This window comes from Chitinophaga pendula, from assembly GCF_020386615.1.
GTDB classification, from domain to species: Bacteria; Bacteroidota; Bacteroidia; order Chitinophagales; family Chitinophagaceae; genus Chitinophaga; species Chitinophaga pendula.
Genome location: NZ_CP077769.1, coordinates 4,932,068 through 4,955,407, shown reverse-complemented (window position 1 = coordinate 4,955,407; position 23,340 = coordinate 4,932,068). Strand labels below are relative to the sequence as shown.

The 23,340-nt window shown below is 48.5% G+C and carries 22 protein-coding genes; 17 read left to right on the top strand and 5 right to left on the bottom strand.

Annotation, left to right across the window (positions count from 1 at the left end):
- Nucleotides 1-8 precede the first annotated feature (8 nt).
- Nucleotides 9-1,349 (bottom strand): DUF4270 family protein, encoded by a 1,341-nt coding sequence (locus KTO58_RS17875; protein ID WP_095838060.1) that lies wholly within the window; start codon nt 1,347-1,349, stop codon nt 9-11.
- Nucleotides 1,350-1,599: 250 nt separating this feature from the next.
- Between KTO58_RS17875 and KTO58_RS17870 the strand changes: the two genes are divergently transcribed.
- The 4 genes from KTO58_RS17870 to KTO58_RS17855 all read left to right on the top strand — a co-directional run bounded on the left by KTO58_RS17870 (nt 1,600) and on the right by KTO58_RS17855 (nt 5,266).
- Entirely contained in the window at nt 1,600-2,586 is a 987-nt protein-coding gene (locus tag KTO58_RS17870) for a Kelch repeat-containing protein (RefSeq protein ID WP_157752873.1), read from the top strand.
- A gap of 13 nt (nt 2,587-2,599) precedes the next feature.
- Nucleotides 2,600-2,932, top strand: coding sequence for a DUF4907 domain-containing protein (locus tag KTO58_RS17865; protein ID WP_157752874.1), 333 nt, complete (start codon nt 2,600-2,602; stop codon nt 2,930-2,932).
- Between the two features lie 188 nt (nt 2,933-3,120).
- Nucleotides 3,121-4,590 (top strand): sensor histidine kinase, encoded by a 1,470-nt coding sequence (locus KTO58_RS17860; protein WP_095838063.1) that lies wholly within the window; start codon nt 3,121-3,123, stop codon nt 4,588-4,590.
- Nucleotides 4,562-5,266, top strand: coding sequence for a LytR/AlgR family response regulator transcription factor (locus tag KTO58_RS17855; protein ID WP_095838064.1), 705 nt, complete (start codon nt 4,562-4,564; stop codon nt 5,264-5,266). Before KTO58_RS17860 ends, KTO58_RS17855 begins: the two co-directional genes overlap by 29 nt.
- Here the strand turns inward: KTO58_RS17855 and KTO58_RS17850 are convergent, their stop codons facing one another.
- Together KTO58_RS17850 and KTO58_RS17845 are read right to left on the bottom strand one after the other, a co-directional pair.
- Nucleotides 5,267-6,313, bottom strand: a complete 1,047-nt coding sequence (locus KTO58_RS17850) for an SO2930 family diheme c-type cytochrome (protein WP_198315205.1) — start codon at nt 6,311-6,313, stop codon at nt 5,267-5,269.
- 5 nt (nt 6,314-6,318) lie between these two features.
- Nucleotides 6,319-7,545, bottom strand: a complete 1,227-nt coding sequence (locus KTO58_RS17845; RefSeq protein ID WP_095841513.1) for a parallel beta-helix domain-containing protein — start codon at nt 7,543-7,545, stop codon at nt 6,319-6,321.
- Nucleotides 7,546-7,883: 338 nt separating this feature from the next.
- Here KTO58_RS17845 and KTO58_RS17840 point away from each other — a divergent pair, with 338 nt between their 5' ends.
- On the top strand, nt 7,884-8,033 hold the full coding sequence (locus KTO58_RS17840; RefSeq protein ID WP_157752875.1) for a hypothetical protein: 150 nt from the start codon (nt 7,884-7,886) through the stop codon (nt 8,031-8,033).
- 497 nt (nt 8,034-8,530) lie between these two features.
- On the opposite strand, the gene KTO58_RS17835 is transcribed toward KTO58_RS17840, so the two are convergent.
- Together KTO58_RS17835 and glmM are read right to left on the bottom strand one after the other, a co-directional pair.
- Nucleotides 8,531-9,658 (bottom strand): cysteine desulfurase family protein, encoded by a 1,128-nt coding sequence (locus KTO58_RS17835; protein ID WP_095838065.1) that lies wholly within the window; start codon nt 9,656-9,658, stop codon nt 8,531-8,533.
- Nucleotides 9,659-9,825: 167 nt separating this feature from the next.
- Nucleotides 9,826-11,208, bottom strand: coding sequence for a phosphoglucosamine mutase (glmM, locus tag KTO58_RS17830; RefSeq protein WP_095841514.1), 1,383 nt, complete (start codon nt 11,206-11,208; stop codon nt 9,826-9,828).
- Nucleotides 11,209-11,500: 292 nt separating this feature from the next.
- Between glmM and KTO58_RS17825 the strand changes: the two genes are divergently transcribed.
- The 12 genes from KTO58_RS17825 (at nt 11,501) to KTO58_RS17770 (ending at nt 23,323) form a co-directional block, all read left to right on the top strand.
- Nucleotides 11,501-13,513: an LTA synthase family protein gene (locus tag KTO58_RS17825; protein ID WP_095838066.1), complete on the top strand. Its 2,013-nt coding sequence runs from the start codon at nt 11,501-11,503 to the stop codon at nt 13,511-13,513.
- A gap of 3 nt (nt 13,514-13,516) precedes the next feature.
- Nucleotides 13,517-14,308: a class I SAM-dependent methyltransferase gene (locus tag KTO58_RS17820; protein ID WP_095838067.1), complete on the top strand. Its 792-nt coding sequence runs from the start codon at nt 13,517-13,519 to the stop codon at nt 14,306-14,308.
- 2 nt (nt 14,309-14,310) lie between these two features.
- Nucleotides 14,311-14,889: a phosphatase PAP2 family protein gene (locus tag KTO58_RS17815; RefSeq protein WP_095838068.1), complete on the top strand. Its 579-nt coding sequence runs from the start codon at nt 14,311-14,313 to the stop codon at nt 14,887-14,889.
- The gene (locus KTO58_RS17810; protein WP_095838069.1) at nt 14,886-15,629 is read left to right on the top strand and encodes a ZIP family metal transporter; all 744 of its coding nucleotides are present in this window, start codon (nt 14,886-14,888) and stop codon (nt 15,627-15,629) included. The genes KTO58_RS17815 and KTO58_RS17810 overlap by 4 nt, the downstream gene beginning before the upstream one ends.
- Nucleotides 15,630-15,653: 24 nt before the next feature.
- Nucleotides 15,654-16,952 carry a hemolysin family protein gene (locus KTO58_RS17805; protein ID WP_095838070.1) on the top strand — a complete coding sequence of 433 codons (1,299 nt, stop codon included), beginning with the start codon at nt 15,654-15,656 and terminating at the stop codon, nt 16,950-16,952.
- Nucleotides 16,953-17,351: 399 nt separating this feature from the next.
- Nucleotides 17,352-18,890, top strand: coding sequence for a flexirubin biosynthesis tyrosine ammonia-lyase FlxA (gene flxA, locus KTO58_RS17800; protein ID WP_095838071.1), 1,539 nt, complete (start codon nt 17,352-17,354; stop codon nt 18,888-18,890).
- Between the two features lie 26 nt (nt 18,891-18,916).
- Complete coding sequence (gene flxB, locus KTO58_RS17795) at nt 18,917-19,645, top strand: flexirubin biosynthesis SDR family reductase FlxB (protein ID WP_095838072.1); 729 nt, start codon at nt 18,917-18,919, stop codon at nt 19,643-19,645.
- Nucleotides 19,646-19,699: 54 nt separating this feature from the next.
- A complete protein-coding gene (locus KTO58_RS17790; protein WP_095838073.1) occupies nt 19,700-20,926 on the top strand; it encodes a beta-ketoacyl-[acyl-carrier-protein] synthase family protein in 1,227 nt (408 codons plus the stop codon).
- Nucleotides 20,927-21,128: 202 nt separating this feature from the next.
- On the top strand, nt 21,129-21,386 hold the full coding sequence (locus KTO58_RS17785; protein WP_095838074.1) for a phosphopantetheine-binding protein: 258 nt from the start codon (nt 21,129-21,131) through the stop codon (nt 21,384-21,386).
- Entirely contained in the window at nt 21,386-22,309 is a 924-nt protein-coding gene (locus KTO58_RS17780; RefSeq protein ID WP_095838075.1) for a lysophospholipid acyltransferase family protein, read from the top strand. The genes KTO58_RS17785 and KTO58_RS17780 overlap by 1 nt, the downstream gene beginning before the upstream one ends.
- A 117-nt stretch (nt 22,310-22,426) precedes the next feature.
- Complete coding sequence (locus tag KTO58_RS17775; RefSeq protein WP_095838076.1) at nt 22,427-22,849, top strand: hotdog family protein; 423 nt, start codon at nt 22,427-22,429, stop codon at nt 22,847-22,849.
- A gap of 39 nt (nt 22,850-22,888) precedes the next feature.
- Nucleotides 22,889-23,323 (top strand): acyl-CoA thioesterase, encoded by a 435-nt coding sequence (locus KTO58_RS17770; protein ID WP_095838077.1) that lies wholly within the window; start codon nt 22,889-22,891, stop codon nt 23,321-23,323.
- Nucleotides 23,324-23,340: the final 17 nt, after the last annotated feature.

The window sequence follows — 23,340 nt, the reverse complement described above, 5'->3', positions numbered from 1 at the left end:
TGCGGTGATTAGTTATAGGTCATGTAGTACAACTGCAATTTGATGACGTTCTTGTCACGTTTGCTGTCGCCGATGATCAGGCGATCGAAACGGGTACGATAGGTACCTGGCGGCGGCGCCAGCATAATACCCCTGCTGTTGTAGTTGTCACTGGCCATTTCATGCAGGCAATAGTTGGTCAGGTCATAGGTGTACCGGGTGTTGATATGCAACAGGTTGTCGATGACCAGGTTGCCATATTGGATACCACCGCCTTGCGGTACGAAGAGGGAGTCGGTCACTTTATTGTCGGCCGTTACTTCTGTTAATGACATGCGCGGCGGCAGGGAATAAATATCATAGCTGCCGGCTACCGGTTCTATTGTCAGGGTAGCAGAGAGCAGCTTGAAGAATTTGTTAAAGCCTTTGAAGTCCCGGAGGTGAGGGAAGTCTATACGTGTGGTCACCTGCGACAGTAGTTGTACGAAGGTCTGATTGCCGGTCAGGGTAGAGGAGAGCGACCGGTTGTTGGCAGATAATGCGCTGAGCGTAGTACCGCTGCGGTCAGTGCTGACGTGATTGAAAGAGAGGTCTGACTTGTACAGCGGGAAGTCCATGGTCTTGGGTTCCGGCAGTACATTATCCAGGTGGTAGTACAGCCTGGTGATCAGCAGGCCATCGCCCAGCCGGAATCCCACTACCGCTTTGTTGCCGGCGCCGCCTTTCAGCGACAATCCCTTCAGGTAGTTGAGGAACTGATCTTGTGTAGACACTTCATCGGTCTGCCGTTTGAGCAGGTCGAACAGGGCCGCTCCTTTTGCTGCCAGTTTGATACGTACGGTATCTCCCCTCGCAGGGTATACGAGACCTTTGAAAGAACCCAGTGGTGTGGCGCTGGTTTTAAACTGGCTGGTATTATAAAATACCACGGAGTTATCAGGTAGTTTGATAGGTTCTGTTACTTCATATATGTTAAGTTCCTGTTGATTGGTGGAGTCGCCGTAGATACCGCCATCCGGCACGAGCAGTACTACGAGGGAGTCATACACGGCCCTGTCATCCAGTTTTTTATCGGCCGGTAATGTCAGCTGGAAGTAGCCATCTGCGGTAGATTTGCCGAACGCCGGATCCTGGTGTGTACCGGCAAGCAGCACGCCGGTGTTGGAAGTTACGATGGAATCCAGCAATACGGTCTGGGTATTGATGGTCAGCGTATCGGTAGTAAGGTAGTTGGAAGGCGGGACGTTCGTCTGGTTATCATACGGCAGGCTGGTCTTCTCGCAGGATGTTGCACCAATCAGGAGAAATATCATTACCGTATACCACCACAAGCAACGCATCGAGCGTCCGTGTAATATCGTCTTGTACATGAGGCGCAATTTTAGACAGCTAACCTTCTCAGCAGGGTATTAATATGCCAATTGGAGTTTTTTATCGATGAATGACCGGAGATGTTCGTTATATGCCTAAAGCGGTGCTGGTGGGCTATTTTGATCTAAATGTGGACTGGTCGATAAAATTGGGCGCTTGGTCCGTTAAAAGTCGTCAAGTATCTATTTTATGACGGTGTAAATAAACAGGCGGATAATTTTGGGACCATCTAAAAATGTAAAAATGTCCATGCGAAATTTTAAAGGGTTAAGTCTGGCGATACTCCTGTTGAGTGCTGCGTGTTCTAAAGACAAGAATTCAGCTGATAAGATCGGCAACTGGGTAAAACGCTCTGATCTGAAGGGAGTAGCGCGTGGCGAGGCAGTTAGTTTTGTGATCGACGGTCTTGCTTATATGGGTTCCGGGTACGATGGTAAAAAGCGATTACAGGACTGCTGGTCTTATAATCCGGATACGGACGACTGGAAGCAGGTAGCAGATATCCCGGGGGCAGCACGTAGCAATGCAGTGGGAATGGCTATCGGCAGCAAAGGATATGTAGGTACCGGATATGATGGCGTGAACTATCTGAAAGATTTCTACGAGTTCGATCCCGTAGCACAGACATGGACAAAGATAGCAGATTTCGGTGGTTCTGCCCGTTATGATGCCGTGGCATTCTCTGCTAAAAATAAAGGGTATGTAGCCACCGGTTATGATGGTAACTACCTGAAAGATAACTGGCAGTATGATCCGGCTATCAAGCAATGGAAAGAAATGAAAGGGGTACAGGGTACCAAACGTAAGGATGCTTCCGTATTTGTGATCAATGATATTGCTTACCTGGTAGCGGGTTCCAACAATGGATCTGCTAATGTGAACGAGTTCTATTCCTATAATGGAGATACAGATACCTGGACCCGTCTCCGCGAGATCTCTAACGTAAGCTCAGATAGTTACGATGATAACTATAATAATATTATGAGTGCCAATGCCAGTGCATTTACGATAGATGGTAAAGGTTACCTGGTGAATGCTGCTGCTACCTGGGAGTACAATCCGCAAAATGATCTGTGGACGGAAAAGACGGCATTGGAAGGAAGTGCGCGTATCAGTGCAATAGGTTTTACAGTAAAGAACAGGGGCTTCTTTGGTACAGGTCTCAGCGGCTCATTGCCATTCGACGATCTGCGGGAATTCCAGCCTAACGCGACAAGGAATGATAAAGATAACTAAACAGAGGGTCTTCATGATAGCAGGTTTGCTGCTGCTGGCAACTATCCTTTTTCAGGGATGGCAACGCCAGCAGTCTGCACCTGCGAAGATGGCGGTGACCGGCAATATCCGGCTGGAACCCTATGCAATAGGGGCTGGCTGGGGATACCGCGTATATGTAAATGACCGCCGCTTCATCAACCAGGACCAGGTACCTGCTTTATCTGGCAAACATGTATTTGCCAACAGAGACGAAGCCATGCGCGTGGGCAACCTGGTAGTGGAGAAGATAAGACACCAGGAATTGCCTTATGTGACCATCGCAGAATTGCAGGCATTACAGGTGAGTGCGGCCGTTAAAGAATGACTTTAGAGAAACTTTAACATCTGTCCTATCCGGTTAACATATTTTAACATTATTGCTATTTTTTATTGTTATGAAACCCTTTGCTGTAAAGGGTTTCATAATTTTAACATTAGCTTAAACACTGTGGCGGAACTTTAACAATGAGTTAACCCATAACACTGTAAGTTTACCGCGCTTTTGACGGCGCCATGACCAAACTAAAACGCATTTTTCAACACCGCTTTTTTCAGATAGGCTTGCATCTAGTGGTGTGGGCATTATTCCTGTCTTTCCCGTTCCTGATATACCGCATACGTATACAGAACCATTGGTTTCTTGCCAAAGAGATCGTAGACAACCTGTTCCTCATAGGGATATTCTACCTGAATATCTATGTGCTGATCCCGCTGTTTTTTACGCTGAAGAAGATCGTATACTACTTCGGCTGTGTGGTGGTACTGATGTTGTTTCTGATCATACAACAGGCTACTACAGAGTATCTGTTGATGGAAGCCTTGTCGAAGGAGACTGGTTTTCCCTATGGGGTGACGATGCCGGCAGTAGCTATTTCCAGAGTGGCGCCGTTAACGAAGACAGTATCGATCTCGAATACAGCCGGTGTTGCTGCCGCAAGACCGGTGGATGATTCTTCTGTGTTTAGTACTTACAACGTTGCTGCTGCTACACCTGTCAGACCGACAATTACACCGGATGTAACTTTTCCGCCGGCAGATACGTTAAGTATGGACACGGTGCAGGATCGGCCATTTACGCGGGTAACAGCAGCCTTACCTTCGGTACCGCAAGTGACGCCTGGGATACCAGCGATACCAGCGATGCCATTAGTTTCGAAGGGCGTGATGCTGAGAGCACCAATGATGTGGGGTAGAACAGATTCGTTAGGACGACCACTGACAAGGAAGGATCGTATCTTTTTTACCGCCCGTTATTTCTTCTTTCCGGAGGTGTTGAGAAGGACGGTGATCGCCGGTTTGCTGATGCTGTTCATGAGCGGGTTCATCAAGATTGCACGGCAGTGGTTCCGGAGTGAGCAGCAAAGGGAAGAGTTGAAAGTGGCCAACCTGAATGCAGAGTTACGTTTTCTGAAATCACAGATCAATCCACACTTTTTATTCAATTGCCTGAACACGATTTATTCGCTGGCGCATAAACGTTCTGAAGAAACGGAGAATGCGATTGTGAAGTTGTCTACGATCATGCGGTATATGATCTATGAGTCGAACGAAGATAAGGTGCCGTTGCAAAAAGAACTGCTGTATCTGCAGGATTATATAGACATCCAACGATTACGATTACCGGAAGCGATATCAGTGAAGTATGAAGTGAAGGGAGATCCAGGGAGGCTTACCATCGAACCTATGTTACTGATACCTTTTGTAGAGAACGCGTTTAAACATGGTGTTAGTTACGCAGAGCATTCGTTCATCGATATCGACATATCGATCGTGCGGAAAGAAATTGTAATGGAGATACGTAACAGCGTATTTAAACAACGGGTGGCAGAGCAGGGAGGTATAGGACTGCAGAATGTACGGAAGCGACTGGAACTACTATACGAAGATGATCATGAGATCAGTATTGTAACACGTGACGATCAATTTATTGTGAATTTAAAAATGATGTTGAAAGATGATCAAGTGTATAGCAGTGGACGATGAGCCGCTGGCGCTGGAAATCATGGCAGATTTTATCAACAAGGTGCCTTACCTGCAACTGGTACAACAGTTCAATAATGCGGCGACAGCGCTGCATTTTCTGCAGGATGAACAGGTAGACCTGGTATTCCTGGACATCAAGATGCCGGATATCACGGGCATACAATTCCTGAAGTCACTGAAGTATCCGCCGATGGTTATATTCACCACTGCTTATGATGAATATGCAATGGATGGTTTTAACCTCGATGTAGTAGATTATCTGCTGAAGCCGGTACCTTTTGAACGGTTCCTGAAAGCTTCTGCCAAAGCCCAGGAATATATGAGTGTGACATCGCAGAAGAACGGCGATCACAACTATGTAAGTGACTATATCTTTATTAAAACGGAATACAAGATCATCAAGATCAACCTGGAAGACATATTGTTCATCGAAGCCTTGAAAGATTATACGAAAATATATACTCCATTTCAACCGGTATTAACCCTGCGTAGCCTTAAATCTTTTGAAACGAAACTCCCTGCAGACAAATTTATCCGTGTACACCGGTCTTACCTGGTATCGCTTAATAAGATCAACAGCGTCGAAAAGAATACGGTGATGATCGCTAATCAGTCTATTCCTATCAGCGACGGTTACCGGGAACGGTTCTACGATCTTATCAACCGTAATTCCTGATCACTTCATTTTTTTGATCCATTCCTGCACGAGGGCGATGCCTTCGTGATGAGTGAGTTTGCGGCTCAGTTCCGGCATCATGATACCGGGATCGGTGGATAACATCCTGTATACGAGGATCGACTGGTCCGGATGGCCGGGTACGATATCGTACAGCAGGTTGGCTGCGCCGCGGCCTGCCGCCACGGGTGTTTTCATGACCCCCATTTTGGTAGGGTCTTTCTCTGCTATCTGGAGGAACAGGCCGGAGGTACTGGCGGGGCCGCCTGGTTTATGACAATGGGCGCAATTGATATCGAGCCAGGTACGTGCGCGCGCTTCGAGGGTGCCCGACTGTGGATCGTTCCATACCGGCGCTTTCGGCGCCCGGGATACGTCGTCCAAGCCGGATAATAGTCCTGCCTTTATCCAATGCTGCAGTTGGTTCTCTTTACCACGGGCATAGGCGAAGTCACCATTCAGCTGGCGGGCGCCGGGGCCTATGGGTGTCAGCACTTCATACGTGTTATGACAGCCTTTGCATTGATTCTGGTTGGGAACGATATAGTCGAAGCTCACTGTTTTGCCTTTTGGATCGACGAACTGTACTGGCTGTTTATCGCCTGCTACTTCGAGGTAGGCATCGGTCTGTTCGGCGTTCCAGATATAGGTCCATGCTTTCCAGCCGTTGGCCTCATGTATCAACAGGCGCGTTTCCATCAGCCGGCGTCCTTTGGAAGGGTCGCGGAAATCGTGCGGATAATAGAAGGTTTTGATGAGGGTAGTCCCTACCGGGAAGCTGAATACGCTGTCGCTGTTATAAGTGGCTTTGGTGCCGGGAGGGAGGCGGACGAACCGCAGTTTTTCGGCATAGTCTGAGAACAGCGGGGTGTTCAGCTGATAGGGGGTGACATCCGCTGCGGGCAGTTGCCGGGCGATGTCGCCGGTAAAAAAGCCGTAGGCGGATAGTTGTTCATGGGGGGCAGTGGCCTGCGGAATAGCTGACGCCAGCAATGCTGCCAGCAGCCCTGCCAGGCAGGTGAGCCGGATGAGTTGGTACAGTCGCAAATCGATTATTTTACAAGTGCCTGATAACTGAGTTTTCCTGCTTCGGTCTGTGGACCGTTGCAGTGATAGGGGGCCACATTGCGGGATACGTTCCGGAATTTGTTGGCCGCATCCATGTTGGCGAAACTTTCATTGTTGTTACCGCTGATACAGATCCGGTAGGCCGGTTTATACTGGCCGTTGCTGTCTACCCACTGTTCATTGAGGATACCATCGTAGAGGATATGGGGTACCTTTTTGCCGAAGCGGAGTTTAAATCTGAATAAAAGCCCCATACGGCCCTTTCCCTGGAATTTAACCGCTTCCCGGAGGTAATCATTGTTATGTATAGAGATCGCCGCCGGATAGGGTGTATAAAGCGAATCTTTGATAGGTTTCTCCGTCATGTAGTAACTGATGACGGCGGTACCGACGCTGTTGTTATAATGGATCTTGTTGTTGTACAGTTCCACGTTGTTGGTAGCGAGGATCATCACGCCGGTACCTTCGGGTACCTGGGCGACGATATTGCCTTTAGGGGCGAAGTTGGGCAGGTTGTTATGATGGATGTTATTTTCATAGACCTTGACATGTCCGCCTTTTTTCTCTACGAGGTCGGGCAGGTCGAATACCAGTACGCCCCCGGTGTTTTCGGTAGCTTCATTGTGATATACGGCGGCATGCAGGGAGTTTTCTATTTCGATACCGGCTACATTGTGCCGGGCGAGGCAGTTACGCACGATGATATCGCGGGACTGTCCGACATAGATGCCTGCATCGGAAGCGCCGATGGCTACACAGCTGTCTATCAGTACTTGTTTGCATTGTACAGGGTATAGTCCGTAGGCGCCATTGTCCTTACTGGGCGGACCGGTCCATTCGGTTTTTACGTTGAGGAAGCTGATACCGGAGACCTGCATGGTCTTGATGGCATCGCCTTTGGTATCCTGTACGGTGAGGTCGCGGATGATGATCTGTTCCGCATTGGATACCCGCAGGCCTTCGGCGCCTTCGGTCTGTCCTTTGAAAGAGAGGATGGTCTTGTCCATGCCGGCGCCTTTGAGGATCACTTTTTTCTTACCCTCCAGGCTGAGGGTGGAAGAGAGCTGAAAGGTACCTGCCGGGAACTCTACTGTACTGCCATCTTCGGCAAGTATCAGTTGTCGTTGCAGTTTTTTCTGGATGTCCTGCTGGGCGGTAGCAGAAAAGGAGGTGCTACCGATACATAGGCCGATGAGGAGGAAGTAACGCATAGTAACGTGGTTTAATACAGGGGTTGCCGTCTGTATAAATTTACGGAAAAAAAGCGGTAATCCGCCGGCAGTGTGGAGTACACACCTGGTGGAAAATTTATATGTTTTTAACTGTTTGACAGGCAGCGGGTTGCATACTTGTTGCATATAGGTCGTATAAGCGTTGTATAAGCATTCTATATGCAACTATATGCCTGGCTTATACAATGACTATACGAATGCTATAGGAATGCTACAGGAATGATACAGGAAGTATGGGGAGGAATATCCTGTTTTAGGGGTATTGTTGTATCCGGTGGATTGTGGTAACTTTTTCTCGTTCACCTAAAACCATTGTTATGAAAAAGCAATCCACCAAAAAATTACAACTCGGTAAGCTGACGATCGCCGGTCTCAGCAAAGGAATGGTCCATGCTGGTAAAGACGTATTCGGACCTAATACGTTGTATCACTCTATTTGTCCTTGCACGGGCGGTTGTCCGCGATAAACCAGTGGCCTGATATGACCGGCATTTTATAAAACAGTTGGGCTGTTCCTTTCGGGGAGCAGCCTTTTTTGTTGGGGGGATCCGTTTTTTTTAAGGCATATCTGTAGGGGGGGAGACTGCATCTTATGGGGATGCGTGGGTGCACCTGTTTAGATGGCTGGTATAAATTTCGGGGGAAGGTGGTTGTTACCGCCATTGCCGGAGGCTGATCCGCTGCGGATAGCAGGCATGCCTGCTATCTGTGTTTATGGAAGGTGTTCCTGACAGGAGTGCTTTATTATGCGTTATGGGCGGGAAATTTCCGGGTGTCGTCATGTAAAGCAAGGCATATATCGATTAGCCGTTACTGTTACTATTTATTTCAGGTACATTCAGTATATCATTTTTCGTCAGTACCCTTAAAACCAGATTCACTACAGTGCTCACTATAAACGAAGCCGGGAGTATTTACTTCCGGCTTCGTTATGATGGATCATGTCTATTATGATGGACAGTGTCTACATCAGTTCTTTTAGTTTGGCGACTACGGTATCTACTTCTGCTTTGGTATTATTTTTAGAGAAGGAGAAACGTACGGCGATCTGGTTAGGGTTGGAGCTGATGGCGCGGATGACGTGGGAGCCGGCATCGGCGCCGGAGGTACACGCGCTGCCACCGGAGGCGCAGATGCCGTTGATATCGAGGTTGAACAGTATCATTTCGCTTTTTTCTGATTTAGGAAAAGAAACGTTCAATACGGTGTAGAGGCTGCGGCCATAGAGGTCGCCGTTGAATTCTACGCCGGGGATGTGTTGCTGTAGTTGTTCGGCCATATAGAGGCGCAGGTCCTGGATGTAGGCGCTGTGTGCTTCCATATGTTCGGTAGCCATTTCGAGGGCTTTGGCGAAGCCGGCGATGGCGTATACGTTTTCGGTGCCGGCGCGCATATTGCGTTCCTGGGCGCCGCCCTGGATGAAGGGGGTGATCTTGACGTTTTCGTTGATATAGAGGATGCCTACGCCTTTAGGGCCATGGAACTTATGACCGGCGCCGGTGATGAAGTGTACCGGTGTGTTGCGGAGGTCAAAAGGGTAGTGGCCGACCGTTTGTACGGTGTCGGAGTGGAAGATGGCATCGAATTCCTTGCAGAGGTTACCTACGGCGTGGATGTCGAGGAGGTTGCCGATCTCGTTATTGGCATGCATGAGGCTGACGAGGGTCCGTTCGCTGGAGCTGGCGAGCAGTTCGCGCAGGTGGTCCATATCGATATGCCCGTCGGGCAGCACTTTTACCCAGGAGAGGGCTACACCGTAGCGGTGGTGGAGCAGCTCTACGGTATGGAGGGTGGCATGGTGCTCCAGGGGGGAGCTGATGATATGACGGCATCCCAGGTCATGTACGGCAGCGTTGATGGCGGTGTTGCTGCTTTCGGTACCACCGGAGGTGAAGAAGATCTCACCCGGGTGGGCGTTCAGGATGCGGGCCACCGTTTTACGGGCAGTTTCTATGCCCAGGCGGGCTTCCCGGCCGAAGGAGTAGATGGAGGAAGGATTACCGAACTTTTCAGTCATAAAAGGCAGCATCGCTTCCAGCACGGCTCCATCCAGCGGCGTGGTAGCTGCATTGTCAAAATAAATTCTTTCCAATGGTGGTGGTTTTTGATATCAATAAAATATCCGCAATAAAAAACGGTAACAAATGTCGGAAATTTTTTCATAAGGGGAATAAGAAGCCGGGACGAGCGGTAGGGGGGTAAAATAATTACGCCACGCGGAAGGCGTGGCGTAACGAATATGTTCGGGTCCGTCGGCTATCAGATGAACTCTTTAATGTCCTGCATGATGCGGCGGGCGATATTGTCGGCAGTGGTTTCGAACTGGCTTTCGGCATAGATACGGATGATCGGTTCCGTATTGGAGGTACGCAGGTGTACCCAGTCGGTGTCGAATTCTATTTTGATACCATCTTCGGTGTTTACCGGCTGGTTTTTGTATTTGCCTTTGATTTTTTCAAAAATAGCTTTTACGTCTACGTTTTTGTCCAGCTCTATCTTGTTTTTGGAGATAAAATAGTCCGGATAGCTGTTACGCAGGGTTTTGATGCTCTTTTTGCTCTGTGCGAGGTGGCTGAGGAACAGGCCGATACCGATGAGGGCATCACGGCCGTAGTGCAGGTCTGGTACGATGATACCGCCGTTACCTTCTCCACCGATGACAGCATTTACTGCTTTCATTTTGGTCACCACGTTTACTTCTCCTACTGCGGAAGGGAAGTATTCGCCCCCATGTTTCAGCGTCACATCTTTGAGTGCGCGGGTAGACGACATGTTGGACACGGTGTTGCCTTTGCGCTGGCCCAGCACATAGTCGGCTACGGCTACGAGCGTATATTCTTCGCCAAACATGCTGCCATCTTCACATACGAAGCAGAGGCGGTCTACATCAGGATCTACGGCAATACCGAGATCAGCCTGGGATTTATTCACTTCATTGGATAAAGCGACCAGGTTTTCCGGCAGTGGTTCGGGGTTGTGGCTGAACTTACCGTTTACTTCTCCGAAGAGCACTTCTACCTGATTTACGCCCAGTGCTTTGAGCAGAGCGGGTACGAAGATGGCGCCGGTAGAGTTGACAGCGTCTACTACTACTTTGAAGTTGCGGGCTTTGATAGCGGCCACGTCTACCAGGGGATAGTTAACGATCAGGTCAATATGTTTCTGCAGGAAAGACTCGTCCTGACGGTAGCTGCCCAGCTTGTTGACATCGGCGAAAGAGAAGTCCTCCCGGCTGGCGATGTCCAGTACTTCGGCGCCGTCGGCACCGGAGATGAATTCGCCTTTTTGGTTCAGGAGTTTCAGTGCATTCCACTCTTTCGGGTTGTGGCTGGCGGTGAGGATGATCCCGCCGGCAGCTTTTTCCAGCTGTACGGCTACCTCTACGGTAGGTGTGGTGGAGAGACCCAGGTCTACCACATCGAGGCCGAGGCCGTTGAGGGTAGATACGACCAGGTTGCTGACCATCTGACCGGAGATACGACCGTCGCGGCCGATGATCACAGTTTTATTGTCGGGTTGTTGTCTGGTTAACCAGGTGCCGTAAGCGGCCGTAAACTTAACTACATCCAATGGAGAAAGTCCTTCGCCAGGCTTACCGCCTATGGTACCACGGATGCCGGATATCGATTTGATCAGTGCCACTATATTCAATTTTTAAGGAAGGCAAATATAAAAATCCAAAGTCCAAAGACCAAAATACCGCGTTTAATTTCCGGAAAACAATTCCGGATAGCCTTCAAATCCGCTGTGATGGAGGTTATGGCGGCAGGTTGATATTATGAAATAAAGGTATCTGTTTGGCGGTTAAGCGGTCTCCACGGCCCGGTCAGGCCCTGGGCCGATGGTTGGCGCAGGCAGTATGCCTGTAATGGATACTGCTTTTTAACTATATTTGCAACCACGCTTAAGAAATAAAAAACGGCTGACCTTTTACATGAAGCAATTATGGAAGAATATACCCCGGTATATTCGTTATGTGTTTGTAGAAGCACTGTACCTGTATCTATTGATGGTGCTGTTCCGGCTTATCTTTTACATTTTCTTTTTCCAATCCACGATCAAGGAGGGAAGTGTTATTGCCAAGGCGTGGTATATAGGGTTGAAGTTTGATCTGCGGTTGGCGTTGATGCTGGTGATCCCCCTGGGATTGATGGCGCTGATAGCGCGGGACAAGTTCTTTACCAAGCCTGTATTCCGCCGGATACATTTCGTATATCTGTTCGTGATATACGTGGGATTGATCTTTACCTATTTGCTGGATTTGGGGCATTATGCTTACCTGGGATTGCGGTTGGACCCTTCTATCCTGCGTTTCCTGGCGGCAGGGGAGCGGGCAGACAATGCCCGTATGGTATGGCAGAGTTACCCGGTGATACGCGGGTTGATCATCGTACTACTAGCCCTGTGGTTGCTGTATGTACTACAGCGGGCTACCTGGCGGCGCCTGGCAGCGCAACCGCCACATCCGCTGCGCAGGTGGCGGTATACCGGCTGGTTTGCCGCCTTGGTGATATTGGTAGCCGGCGGCATCTATGGCAACTTTGCTTATTTCCCTTTGCGCTGGAGCCAGGCCATGTTCACCCGGGATAACGGGGTGACCAGCCTGGCGCTAAACCCGGTGTTGTACTTTGCTTCCAACCTGTCGGTAAAAAGCGACTCGTATGACCTGGAGCAGACCAAAAAATACTACGAGCTGACGGCCCGTTACCTAGGTGTGGATACACCGGACCTGAAGACGATGAGCTATGTGCGGCAGGTAGCCGGCAAAGAGCAGGCACGGCCTAACATCATCCTGGTAATGATGGAGTCGACAGGCGCTGCAGTGACCAGTATGTTCAACAACCCGATGCAGGCTACGCCCAATATGCAGCAGCTGGCAGACGCGGGCTGGCTGTTTGAGAACTTTTACGTGCCGGCTATCAGTACCGCCCGTACGGTATACGGGGTGACGACAGGACTGCCGGATGTGACCACTATAAAAACTGCTTCCCGCCATCCGCAGATGGTAGACCAGCGGGTGATCATGGACCAGTTCGACGGATATGAGAAGTTCTACCTGCTGGGAGGTAATACCAACTGGGCCAACATCCGGGCGGTATTTACCAACAATGTGGCGGGCATCCAGATATTCGAGGAAGGATATTATAAAGCGCCGAAAGCCGATGTGTGGGGAGTATCGGATTACGACCTGATCACGGAGGGCAATGAGATCTTCCGTGCGGCCCATGCTAAGAAGCAACCTTTCATTGCTTTCCTGCAGACGGCGGATAACCATCCGCCCTATACGACGACTGCCGGTGCAGGGGACTTCCGGAAGGTAACGGAAAAGGATATAGACATGAAAAAGTTCAAGGACGCAGGTTTTGTATCGATAGATCAGTTCAATGCGCTGCGTTACCTGGACTATAACATCGGGCACCTGATGCAGCTGGCGAAGGCGGGTGGTTACCTGGATAACACCATTTTTGTATTTTTCGGAGATCATAACTGCGCGCTCAACCCGTATCATTTTATGCCTTACCCGGAATATGAGCTGGCTTCCGGCGGGTTGCACGTACCCTGTATCATCTATGCGCCGGGCCGGCTGGCGCCCAGGAAAGTGAAAGAGATCGGCAGCCTGGTGGATATTTACCCCACGGTAGCCGGGATGGCCGGTATTCCTTACAAGAACTATACAATGGGTACTGACCTGATGGATAGTACGCGTACGGGCCGGTATGCACTGATACAATATGTGAAGAACCTGCAGCATTATAAAGCGGTGATCGGCGATCAGTACCTGTATGAGATCAACAACGATACGGGCATCACCGGCTTATATGATCTGAAGGGGGATCCACTCAAGAACGTACAACAGCAGTTGCCGGATACGGCGAAAGCGCTCGATAATTTAACGCGGGGTATTTACGAAAGCACCCGATATTTGATGTTTAATAACAGGAAATAGTTGATGGAAGTGAAGGATGCAGTACATAGCAGTACCGGAACTATAAACGATATGGATACAGCAAAACAATGGTTTAAAGACTGGTTTAATTCTCCCTATTATCACCTGCTTTACGAGCACCGGGATGAGCGGGAAGCGGCTGCTTTTATTGACAAGTTGCTGGCCTACCTGGAGCCTGCTCCGGAAGCGCTGATGCTGGATGTGGCCTGTGGAAAGGGACGTCATGCCAAGTATTTGGCCGACAAAGGATTTACGGTAACGGGTATAGACCTGTCTATCGACAGTATCAATGCTGCCAAGAAGCTGGAGAATGAGCAGCTGAGTTTTTTTCAGCATGATATGCGGCTGCCTTTCCGGGTCAATTATTTCGATATTGTGTTCAACTTCTTTACCAGTTTCGGTTATTTCGATACACAGCGGGACAACGACAATGCGCTGAGGACCCTGCGTAATGCGCTGAAGCCGGGAGGGCGGTTGGTGCTGGACTATCTGAACAGTCATTATGTACAGGAGCACCTGGTATACGATGAAGTAAAGGAGAAAGACAATGTAGTATTTGATATCAAACGTACGGTCAGTGACGGCAAGTTTGTGAAGCAGATCAGTATACTGGATAAGAACAAGCCGTTGCGGGCGACTTTTTCCGAGCGGGTGAGTGCTTTTACCAGTGAAGATTTCGAGGCGATGTTTGCACACCAGGGGCTGACCATTACGGAGATCTTCGGGGACTATCATTTCAATAGCTACGATGAGCAGCGATCGCCGCGGCTTATACTCATTGCCACAAAATCATAGACATGTTAGAGAAGCTGCTCCGGTTTGACACGAAATTGTTCTTTTATATCAATGGGAAATGGATACATCCCTGGTTGGATACTATTTTCCTCTGGTTGCGCGAACCTTATTTCTGGGCGCCGTTGTATTTATTCCTCGCTTTGTTTGCCGTAATTAATTACCGGTGGAGAGGATTCTTCTGGATCGTGTTCTTCATCATCACTTTTGGTCTGGCTGACCAGAGTAGTTTATTCATTAAGGAAGCAGTGGGGCGTATACGGCCCTGCCGTGATCCGCTGATCGGCCAGTTTGTGAGAGTACTGGCGGCACATTGCCCGTTTAGTGGCAGTTTCACCTCTTCACACGCCGCCAATCATTTTGCGCTGGCGACATTTTCTTTTTTAACTTTAAAATCAGCTTTTCGCCGTTATGTATGGTTGTTCTACGTATGGGCGCTGGCCATTGGCTATGCGCAGATATATGTAGGCGTGCACTATCCGCTGGACATCACCGGAGGTGCAATACTGGGCTTGTTGCTTGGTACCTTCAGCGGCGGATTCTTCCAGCGGCGTATACGACTGGAAACTGAAACTACCATATGAACTGGAGTTATCTGATACTTATTCTGGCGGCTACCATTGCTGGCGGGCTGATACCCATGACTGTAAAACGGATACACCCCAGCCTGCCTATTTACCTGCTGGCATTTACCGGGGCTTTCCTGTTTGGCGTAACGATCATGCATCTGTTGCCCGAAGTATATCATCAGCTGGGGCACCAGGCCGGTATTTACGTAGTACTGGGTTTCTTCCTGCAGGTGTTTTTACAACAGCTGTCTCATGGGATGGAACATGGTCATACGCACCTGCCGGCTGCCGAAGGGCACCACCCTCACCACCATATCGCTATCATGCCACTGCTGGTAGGATTATCCATACATGCATTTATGGAAGGTATCCCACTGGGATTTCATTATGAAGACCGTTCTGCTATGCCGTCCCTGGTGATGGGAGTGGCCGCGCATAAGTTGCCCGAAGCGCTGACATTGATCACCGTGATGATCCATGCCCACCAGCGTACCGCCAAACTATGGCGTATATTGATCACCTTTTCGCTGATGACGCCGCTGGCCGCCGTACTGGCTGCTCAGCTGGGAGATCGCTTCGAAGGGATCACACATTACCTGGTATATATCATCGCACTGGTGATCGGCGCCTTTTTACATATCTCAACTACTATCTTTTATGAAAGCGGTACCAAACATCACGAACTCAGCCGTAAAAAGGTACTTGCGATCGCAGGGGGAATTGTTTTGGCATTTCTTACCCTGATATTTGAATAATTCTTTATTTTTAGCCTTAATATCATGGAAGTCGTCATTATCCTGGTTCTGATCCTGCTTAACGGTTTATTCTCTATGTCGGAGATAGCTATGGTTTCTGCGCGTAAGGCGCGGCTGGAGCATCTGGCAAATAAAGGAGACGAAAAGGCCAAGGCAGCGCTCAAACTAGCCAGCAACCCGGACATCTTTCTTTCCACCGTACAAATAGGCATCACCCTGATCGGTATCCTCACCGGTATTTACTCCGGTGAAAAGATCAAAGGAGACCTGGTCCTCATGTTAAACAACGTGGAGGCCATTCGTCCTTACAGTGGTGGTATCGCCACGGTCATCATCGTGATCGCCATTACTTACTTGTCACTCGTATTAGGCGAGCTGGTACCCAAAAGGATAGGGTTGGCCCGTCCTGAGTCCATTGCCAAGACTATGGCAGGCCCGATGAACTTCCTGTCTAAACTGACATTCCCCTTTATCTGGTTACTCTCTGCCTCTACCAATACCATCGTGCGGATATTCCGGCTGAAACCGGCCGACGCGCTGGTCACGGAAGAAGAGATCAAAGCGATCATCAGCGAAGGAACCACTTCCGGTGCCATCGAAGAGACCGAACAGGAGATCATCGAACGCGTCTTTTACCTGGGAGATCGTAATATCACCTCGCTGATGACCCACCGTACCGACATCGTATGGCTGGATATCGACGAGACAGCGGAGAGCTATAAAGAAAAGATCCATGGCAGCGTACACTCCGTATACCCGGTATGCGAAGGCCAGATCGATGCCGTAAAAGGGATCATCTCCATTAAAGATCTCTATACCCATGTCAACAGCAATACCCCTTTACAGGATATCATTAAAAAGCCCCTGTTTGTGCCGGAGAACAACTCCGCTTATCAGGTGCTTGAGAAGTTTAAGGTAACGCAGATCCACGCTGCTTTTATCGTAGATGAATATGGTACCTTCCTGGGTATGATCACCCTGAACGATATCCTGGAAGCCATCGTCGGCGATATGCCGGAAACCGGCCAGGGCGATGATTATGAAATGACCAAACGGGAAGACGGCAGCTACCTGGTAGATGGCCAGATACCTTTTTACGATTTCCTCAGCGAGTTTGACAAGGAAGACTGGATGGCAGAGTTCGAGCAGGAGTTCGATACACTGGCAGGTTTTATCCTGCATCACCTGGAGCATATTCCACATGTGGGCGAAAAGTTCAGCTGGAGAGGTTTTACCTTTGAGATCGTGGATATGGACGCACACCGTATCGACAAAGTGCTGGTAGACACACCGGAGCCCAGGGAAAAAGAAGGGCATGCGTAGAAATACGTCATAGCGCGTAGAATTACTTAACCAATTGATAATGTTGTAATTAATTATATGAAGGGCTTATCTTTGATAGGGGTAGGCCCTTCTTTTTTATAGTCAATATCAGGTATTGTGAGATGCAGAATCTTCAATTATCTTTGGCCTTTCAAAAAAAAGCGAGGTGCAATAACAAGGGCGTTGCAAATCAAAGCCAACAACTGAAACTGTTTTTCCATACCGGGACTAATGAGTATCTATGAGGCCCCCATAGCGGGGTAATCGCTGAATAGTGGTGGGTATAACCTCATTCGCTGTATACTTAAATAAAAAGAAGCTGTCTATATATAGAAAAAATCCATCTTTGTACTATTTTTGGGCACTTTTTTACATAAACAAATAATATAATTTAATAGAATGGTCGTATTAGGAGGTGAGACGCTTACCCTCAATGAAGTATACAGGGTGCTGTTTGGAGGGGAAGAGCTGACACTTGAAGCGGGTGCGCTGGAACAGGTGAAAGCGAATTTTGAGTTCCTGCAGCAGTTTTCTGCCAAGAAGCTGATCTACGGTATCAATACCGGATTTGGTCCGATGGCCCAATATCGTATCAGTGAAGAAGATACCTTGCAATTACAGTACAACCTGATCAGGAGTCACAGCTCCGGTGCGGGTAAATGTATGTCTCCCCTGCTGGTGAAAGGGCTGATGATTGCGCGGCTGAATAGCTTTATGCAGGCGCATTCTGGGGTACATCCGGAGGTGGTGCATCTGCTGAAAGACCTGATCAATAAAAATGTTACGCCCTGTGTATTCGAACACGGTGGTGTAGGCGCCAGCGGCGACCTCGTACAGCTGGCTCACCTGGCGTTGGTGCTGATAGGAGAGGGCGAAGTGATCTACCAGGGGGAGACCAGGCCTACTGCAGAAGTGTATGCCAGCCTGGGCTTACAGCCGATCAGCATCCATGTACGGGAAGGTTTGGCGATCCTGAATGGTACTTCTGCGATGACAGGTATCGGTCTGGTGAACCTGATCGAAGCGCGTAAGCTGCTGGGATGGTCCTGCATCCTGTCCGCCATGATCAATGAAACCGTAGAGGCATTTGACGATCATTTGTCCTATGAGCTGAACGTGGTGAAGAAACACGAAGGACAGAACAAGATCGCGGCCCTGATGCGGGACATACTGAAAGACAGCCAGATGGTGCGTCATCGTCCGGATCATCTGTATAAAGAACTGGAAGAAGAGATCTTTAAAGATAAAGTACAGGAATATTATTCACTACGTTGTGTGCCCCAGATACTGGGCCCGGTATATGATACCCTGCAGTTTGGCGAGCGCCTGGTGGTACAGGAGCTTAACTCTGTAAGCGATAACCCCGTAGTGGATCATCATCATAAGAATGTATATCACGGTGGTAACTTCCACGGCGACTATGTATCGCTGGAGATGGACAAGATCAAAATAGCGATCACGAAACTGTCGATGCTTTCTGAGCGTCAGCTGAACTACCTGATGAATGATAAGCTGAACCATAAGTTCCCGCCGTTTGTGAACCTGGGAAAGCTAGGCTTTAACTTTGGTATGCAGGGGGTACAGTTTACCGCTACTTCTACGGTAGCTGAAAACCAGACCCTGTCATTCCCGATGTATGTGCACAGTATTCCCAACAACAATGACAACCAGGATATTGTGAGTATGGGTTGTAATGCGGCATTGATGGCTAACCGGGTGATCGGGAATACATTTGAGGTATTGGCGATCCAGGTGATGACGATGCTGCAGGCGGTTGATTACCTGCAATGTGTACCACGTTTATCTTCTTTCTCCCGTAAGATCTACCAGGAAGTAAGGGCTATTTTCCCTACATTTATTCAGGACACACCGAAGTACAAGGACATTCAGCAGATCAAGGAATACCTGGTGAAGAATGAGCCGGTACAGTTGTGGTAATATCAAATATAAAATTATAGAGCTTCATGAAATGTGCTTTAGTAACTGGCGGATCCAGAGGCATAGGCCGGGCCATTAGTGTCAAACTGGCGTCGCTGGGATATTATGTGCTGATCAATTATAAAGGGAATCTGGCGGCAGCGGAAGAAGCGTTGGCAGCGGTACGTGCGGCAGGAAGTGATGGCGAGCTGTTGCAGTTTCACGTAGGTAATGCGGTCGAAGTGCAGGAGGTATTGGGTACCTGGGTGGAAAATAACAAAGAGAAGTATGTAGAGGTGCTGGTGAATAATGCCGGTATCCGGGAAGATAACCTGTTGTTTTGGATGAATGCGGAGCAATGGGGGAATGTGATCAACACCAGCCTGGATGGTTTCTTTTTTGTGACTAAACAGGTGTTGAATGGTATGTTACTCAAACGGTTCGGACGGATCGTGAATATAGTATCCCTTTCTGGTATAAAAGGGTTGCCCGGGCAGACGAATTACTCTGCTGCGAAGGCAGGTGTAATCGGTGCTACGAAGGCCCTGGCCCAGGAAGTGGCCAAACGGGGCGTTACTGTTAACGCCATCGCCCCGGGATATATCAAAACCGATATGACGGCAGCACTGAATGAAAAAGAGTTGGCGGCCCATGTGCCGATGAACCGCTTCGGTACACCGGAAGAAGTAGCAGAAGCGGTTGCCTTCTTCGTATCGAAAGGGGCTGCTTATATCACCGGTGAGGTATTGTCTATCAATGGTGGACTGCATACCTGATCGGTAGCTGGCAGGCATCACATTTTAGAATTGTCTGGATAAGGAATATTGAACATGAACAGAGTAGTGATCACCGGCTTAGGCATCTATTCCTGTATAGGGAAGAACCTGGAAGAGGTGAAGGATTCGTTGTACAAAGGCAGGTCTGGTATTATACTGGACCCCGAAAGGAAGGCATTTGGGTATCGCTCAGGCCTTACCGGCTATGTGGACCGTCCTAATCTCAAGGGATTACTGGATCGCCGCGCAAGGTTGATGATGCCGGAGCAGGCGGAATTTGCATTCATGTCTACCACAGAAGCATTGCATAACGCTAAATTGGACGCTGATTATATAGATCGGACAGAAGTAGGGTTGTTGTTTGGTAACGACAGCTCTTCCAAACCTGTGATCGAAGCGACCGATATTATGCGGGAGAAAAAAGATACGATGCTGGTGGGTTCAGGCTCTGTATTCCAGACGATGAACTCTACGGTGAACATGAACCTGGCGACTATCTTCAAGCTAAAGGGTGTTAATTTCAGTGTCAGTGCAGCTTGTGCCAGCGGCTCTCACGCCATTGGCCTGGGATATATGTTCATCCGCAGCGGTATGCAGGATTGCGTGATCTGTGGAGGGGCCCAGGAGATCAATATTTATTCGATGGGCAACTTCGACGCGATTGCCGCCTTTTCTATCAGAGAGCAGGAGCCGACAGCAGCTTCCAGACCATTCGACCGCGACCGGGACGGACTGGTACCCAGCGGTGGTGCTGCAACCGTCATACTGGAAAGCCTGGAATCGGCACAAAGCCGGGGAGCACCTATCCTGGGAGAAGTGATCGGCTATGGCTATTCTTCCAATGGTGCACATATTTCCAATCCAACCGTAGACGGACCGGTACGTTCTTTGCAGATAGCATTGAAAGATGCAGGATTACGTCCGGAAGATATCGCCTATGTCAATGCACATGCTACCTCCACACAAGCAGGAGATGCCAGCGAAGCCAAGGCTTTATATGAAGTGTTCGGTTCCGCCAGACCACATATCAGCTCGACCAAGTCTATGACCGGTCATGAATGCTGGATGGCAGGCGCCAGCGAGATCGTTTATTCGATGCTGATGATGCAACACGGGTTTATTGCACCGAATATTAACCTGCATAACCCCGACGAAGACGCAGCGAAGCTAAATATCGCTACATCCACGATCGATCAGGATTTTAATATATTTTTGTCTAACTCGTTCGGATTCGGAGGCACCAACTCCTCCCTGATCGTCCGGAAATGGGATGGCAAATAATTGATTACAAGGGAAATATACTAGGGAGGACCTATTATCAGCAAGGGCCATATTATGAGCATCGTTTTTCATCATTCGACTGCTGATATTATTGCTTAATTTTGTACTATAGCCGGGTTTTCGAATAATATAAACTGTCACGCGAATTACAATAAACCATTTACTTATTTTTAAATCGACCTATACCTGAGAGTACACTATTATGGATATTAAAGAAGTAATAAAACGAACAAATGCTTTCCTGGTAGAGGAATTTGAGGCTGAACCTGCAGCCATTACGCCAAGTGCCAACCTGAAAGCTACCCTGGAACTGGATAGTTTGGATTACATCGATCTCGTTGTCGTGATCGAAAACAACTTTGGTTTCAAAGTAAATCCGGAAGATTTCCAGAGCATTATCACCTTCCAGCATTTCTACGATTACGTGCTGGCTCGTGTAAAACAAAAAGAACTGGTGTAATGCCTTCCTGGCAGGGAAAGTCAAAAGGTAATAAACTTGGATATAGTATCTTCATTGCGATACTACGTTATGGAGGCGTATATCCAGCGTATATATTGCTGAGGTTCGTAGCAGGATATTATTTCCTGTTTTCTTACAGCTCTTCCCGACCTATCTATCACTATTTCCGCACCAGGATAGGGTATAGTCCCCTGCGTTCTTTGCGTAGCGTATATCGCAATTACTATGTGTTCGGGCAGACATTGCTGGATAAGATCGTAGTGATGGCGGATATGGAAAATAAATTCAGCTTTCATTTTGATGGAGAAGAACACCTGCGTTCCATCGTTTCTTCCGGTAAAGGAGGCATATTGCTCAGTGCCCATCTGGGCAACTGGGAAGTAGCAGGACATTTGTTCCGCCGCTTACAGGCGCCTATCAATATCGTCATGTTTGACGGGGAACACGAAAGGATCAAAAAATACCTGTCCGGCGTAACCGGCGGCAGGCATGTGAATATCATTGTTTTGAAAGACGACCTGTCGCATATATACGCCATTCATGAAGCGTTGAGCAACAAAGAACTGGTATGTATGCATGCCGACAGGTTCCTGCCAGGTAATAAGACCATTACAGCGCCATTCCTCGGTGCTGCGGCCCGTTTTCCGGCAGGGCCATTCATACTGGCAGCTGCCTTTAAAGTACCCGTATCATTGGTATTTGCCTTTAAAGAATCTGCCACCCACTATCACCTGTATGCCACTTCCCCAAAGACTTATCAGCGACAACCCAAAGACGGCAGCGCCGGAGCGGATGTACAGCATTTTATCACCGAAATGGAGCAAAAGGTGAAGCAATACCCGGAACAATGGTTTAATTACTACGACTTCTGGGATATGCCGGAAGGACCCACTACGGACGCGATAAATATACATAACAAATAATTAGTACTTATACGTATGTGATAAGTCGTATAATTAGTTTTAATTCGCAGTTATTATCAGTATCACTTTTAAAGCCCCCTTCAATCGGGGTATACAGGAACCAGCTAAGTACTTGATATGCAATATATTCATACAGACGACATTACGAATTACATTCCGCAACGTACCCCTATCGTCATGATCGGCGGTATCCTGGAAGTAGGAGAGAAGATCACGCGTACTGCATTGGAAATAAAAGCCGATAACGTTTTTGTGGAACATAACGTGCTCACGACGCCCGGGCTTACGGAAAATATCGCGCAGACAGCGGCTGCCAGGATCGGCTATATTGCATTGCAGCATAATACACCAGTGCCGGTAGGATATATCGGCGCTATCAAAGACCTGGAAATATTTGATTTTCCTCCGGTTGGCGCGTTTATTGAAACGACCGTAGAGATACAGAATGAAGTCTTCAACGCTACCAGCGTATTGGGTAAGGTAGTATTAGATGGTAAAGTGATGGCACAGTGCGAAATGAAGATCTTCACCAATCCCTGATCAGATAAGAGTATCAATAAGGCGTTAAGCGGAATATTTATGGAACAGGTTTTAACCGAAAGAACGACCATCCGGGTGAGATTTAATGAGGCAGATCCACTAGGGATCGTCTGGCATGGACATTATGTGCGTTACTTTGAAGACGGACGGGAAGCCTTCGGCGAAAAATACGGATTACGGTACCTGGATATCTTTGAACAGGGCTATACCGTACCCGTTGTTAACATACAATGTAATTACAAGCGGTCACTACGTTATGGCGATACCGTAGTTGTGGAAACGACATACATCAGTACGGCGGCAGCCAAGATAAAGTTCGAGTATCGCCTGTTCAACGAAGCGACAGGCGAACTGATAGCAGATGGCTCTTCCATACAGGTATTCCTGGATGCTGCCTCTTCTACGCTTCAACTGACCATCCCTGCATTTTTTGCAGCATGGAAAGAAAAGCACCAGGTAGGTGCAGGGCATTAAAGAAGGAATCTATTATA

Excerpts from the sequence above, each read along its gene's own strand:
- KTO58_RS17805 (WP_095838070.1), top strand. The coding sequence starts at position 15,654 with ATGGAAGTCGTCATTATCCTGGTTCTGATCCTGCTTAACGGTTTATTC.
- KTO58_RS17790 (WP_095838073.1), top strand. The coding sequence starts at position 19,700 with ATGAACAGAGTAGTGATCACCGGCTTAGGCATCTATTCCTGTATAGGG.
- KTO58_RS17815 (WP_095838068.1), top strand. The coding sequence starts at position 14,311 with ATGTTAGAGAAGCTGCTCCGGTTTGACACGAAATTGTTCTTTTATATC.
- flxA (WP_095838071.1), top strand. The coding sequence starts at position 17,352 with ATGGTCGTATTAGGAGGTGAGACGCTTACCCTCAATGAAGTATACAGG.
- KTO58_RS17810 (WP_095838069.1), top strand. The coding sequence starts at position 14,886 with ATGAACTGGAGTTATCTGATACTTATTCTGGCGGCTACCATTGCTGGC.
- KTO58_RS17865 (WP_157752874.1), top strand. The coding sequence starts at position 2,600 with ATGATAGCAGGTTTGCTGCTGCTGGCAACTATCCTTTTTCAGGGATGG.
- KTO58_RS17840 (WP_157752875.1), top strand. The coding sequence starts at position 7,884 with ATGAAAAAGCAATCCACCAAAAAATTACAACTCGGTAAGCTGACGATC.
- KTO58_RS17820 (WP_095838067.1), top strand. The coding sequence starts at position 13,517 with ATGGAAGTGAAGGATGCAGTACATAGCAGTACCGGAACTATAAACGAT.
- KTO58_RS17855 (WP_095838064.1), top strand. The coding sequence starts at position 4,562 with ATGATCAAGTGTATAGCAGTGGACGATGAGCCGCTGGCGCTGGAAATC.
- KTO58_RS17770 (WP_095838077.1), top strand. The coding sequence starts at position 22,889 with ATGGAACAGGTTTTAACCGAAAGAACGACCATCCGGGTGAGATTTAAT.
- KTO58_RS17825 (WP_095838066.1), top strand. The coding sequence starts at position 11,501 with ATGAAGCAATTATGGAAGAATATACCCCGGTATATTCGTTATGTGTTT.
- KTO58_RS17875 (WP_095838060.1), bottom strand. The coding sequence starts at position 1,349 with ATGTACAAGACGATATTACACGGACGCTCGATGCGTTGCTTGTGGTGG.
- flxB (WP_095838072.1), top strand. The coding sequence starts at position 18,917 with ATGAAATGTGCTTTAGTAACTGGCGGATCCAGAGGCATAGGCCGGGCC.
- KTO58_RS17780 (WP_095838075.1), top strand. The coding sequence starts at position 21,386 with ATGCCTTCCTGGCAGGGAAAGTCAAAAGGTAATAAACTTGGATATAGT.
- KTO58_RS17870 (WP_157752873.1), top strand. The coding sequence starts at position 1,600 with ATGCGAAATTTTAAAGGGTTAAGTCTGGCGATACTCCTGTTGAGTGCT.
- KTO58_RS17845 (WP_095841513.1), bottom strand. The coding sequence starts at position 7,545 with ATGCGTTACTTCCTCCTCATCGGCCTATGTATCGGTAGCACCTCCTTT.
- KTO58_RS17860 (WP_095838063.1), top strand. The coding sequence starts at position 3,121 with ATGACCAAACTAAAACGCATTTTTCAACACCGCTTTTTTCAGATAGGC.
- KTO58_RS17775 (WP_095838076.1), top strand. The coding sequence starts at position 22,427 with ATGCAATATATTCATACAGACGACATTACGAATTACATTCCGCAACGT.
- KTO58_RS17785 (WP_095838074.1), top strand. The coding sequence starts at position 21,129 with ATGGATATTAAAGAAGTAATAAAACGAACAAATGCTTTCCTGGTAGAG.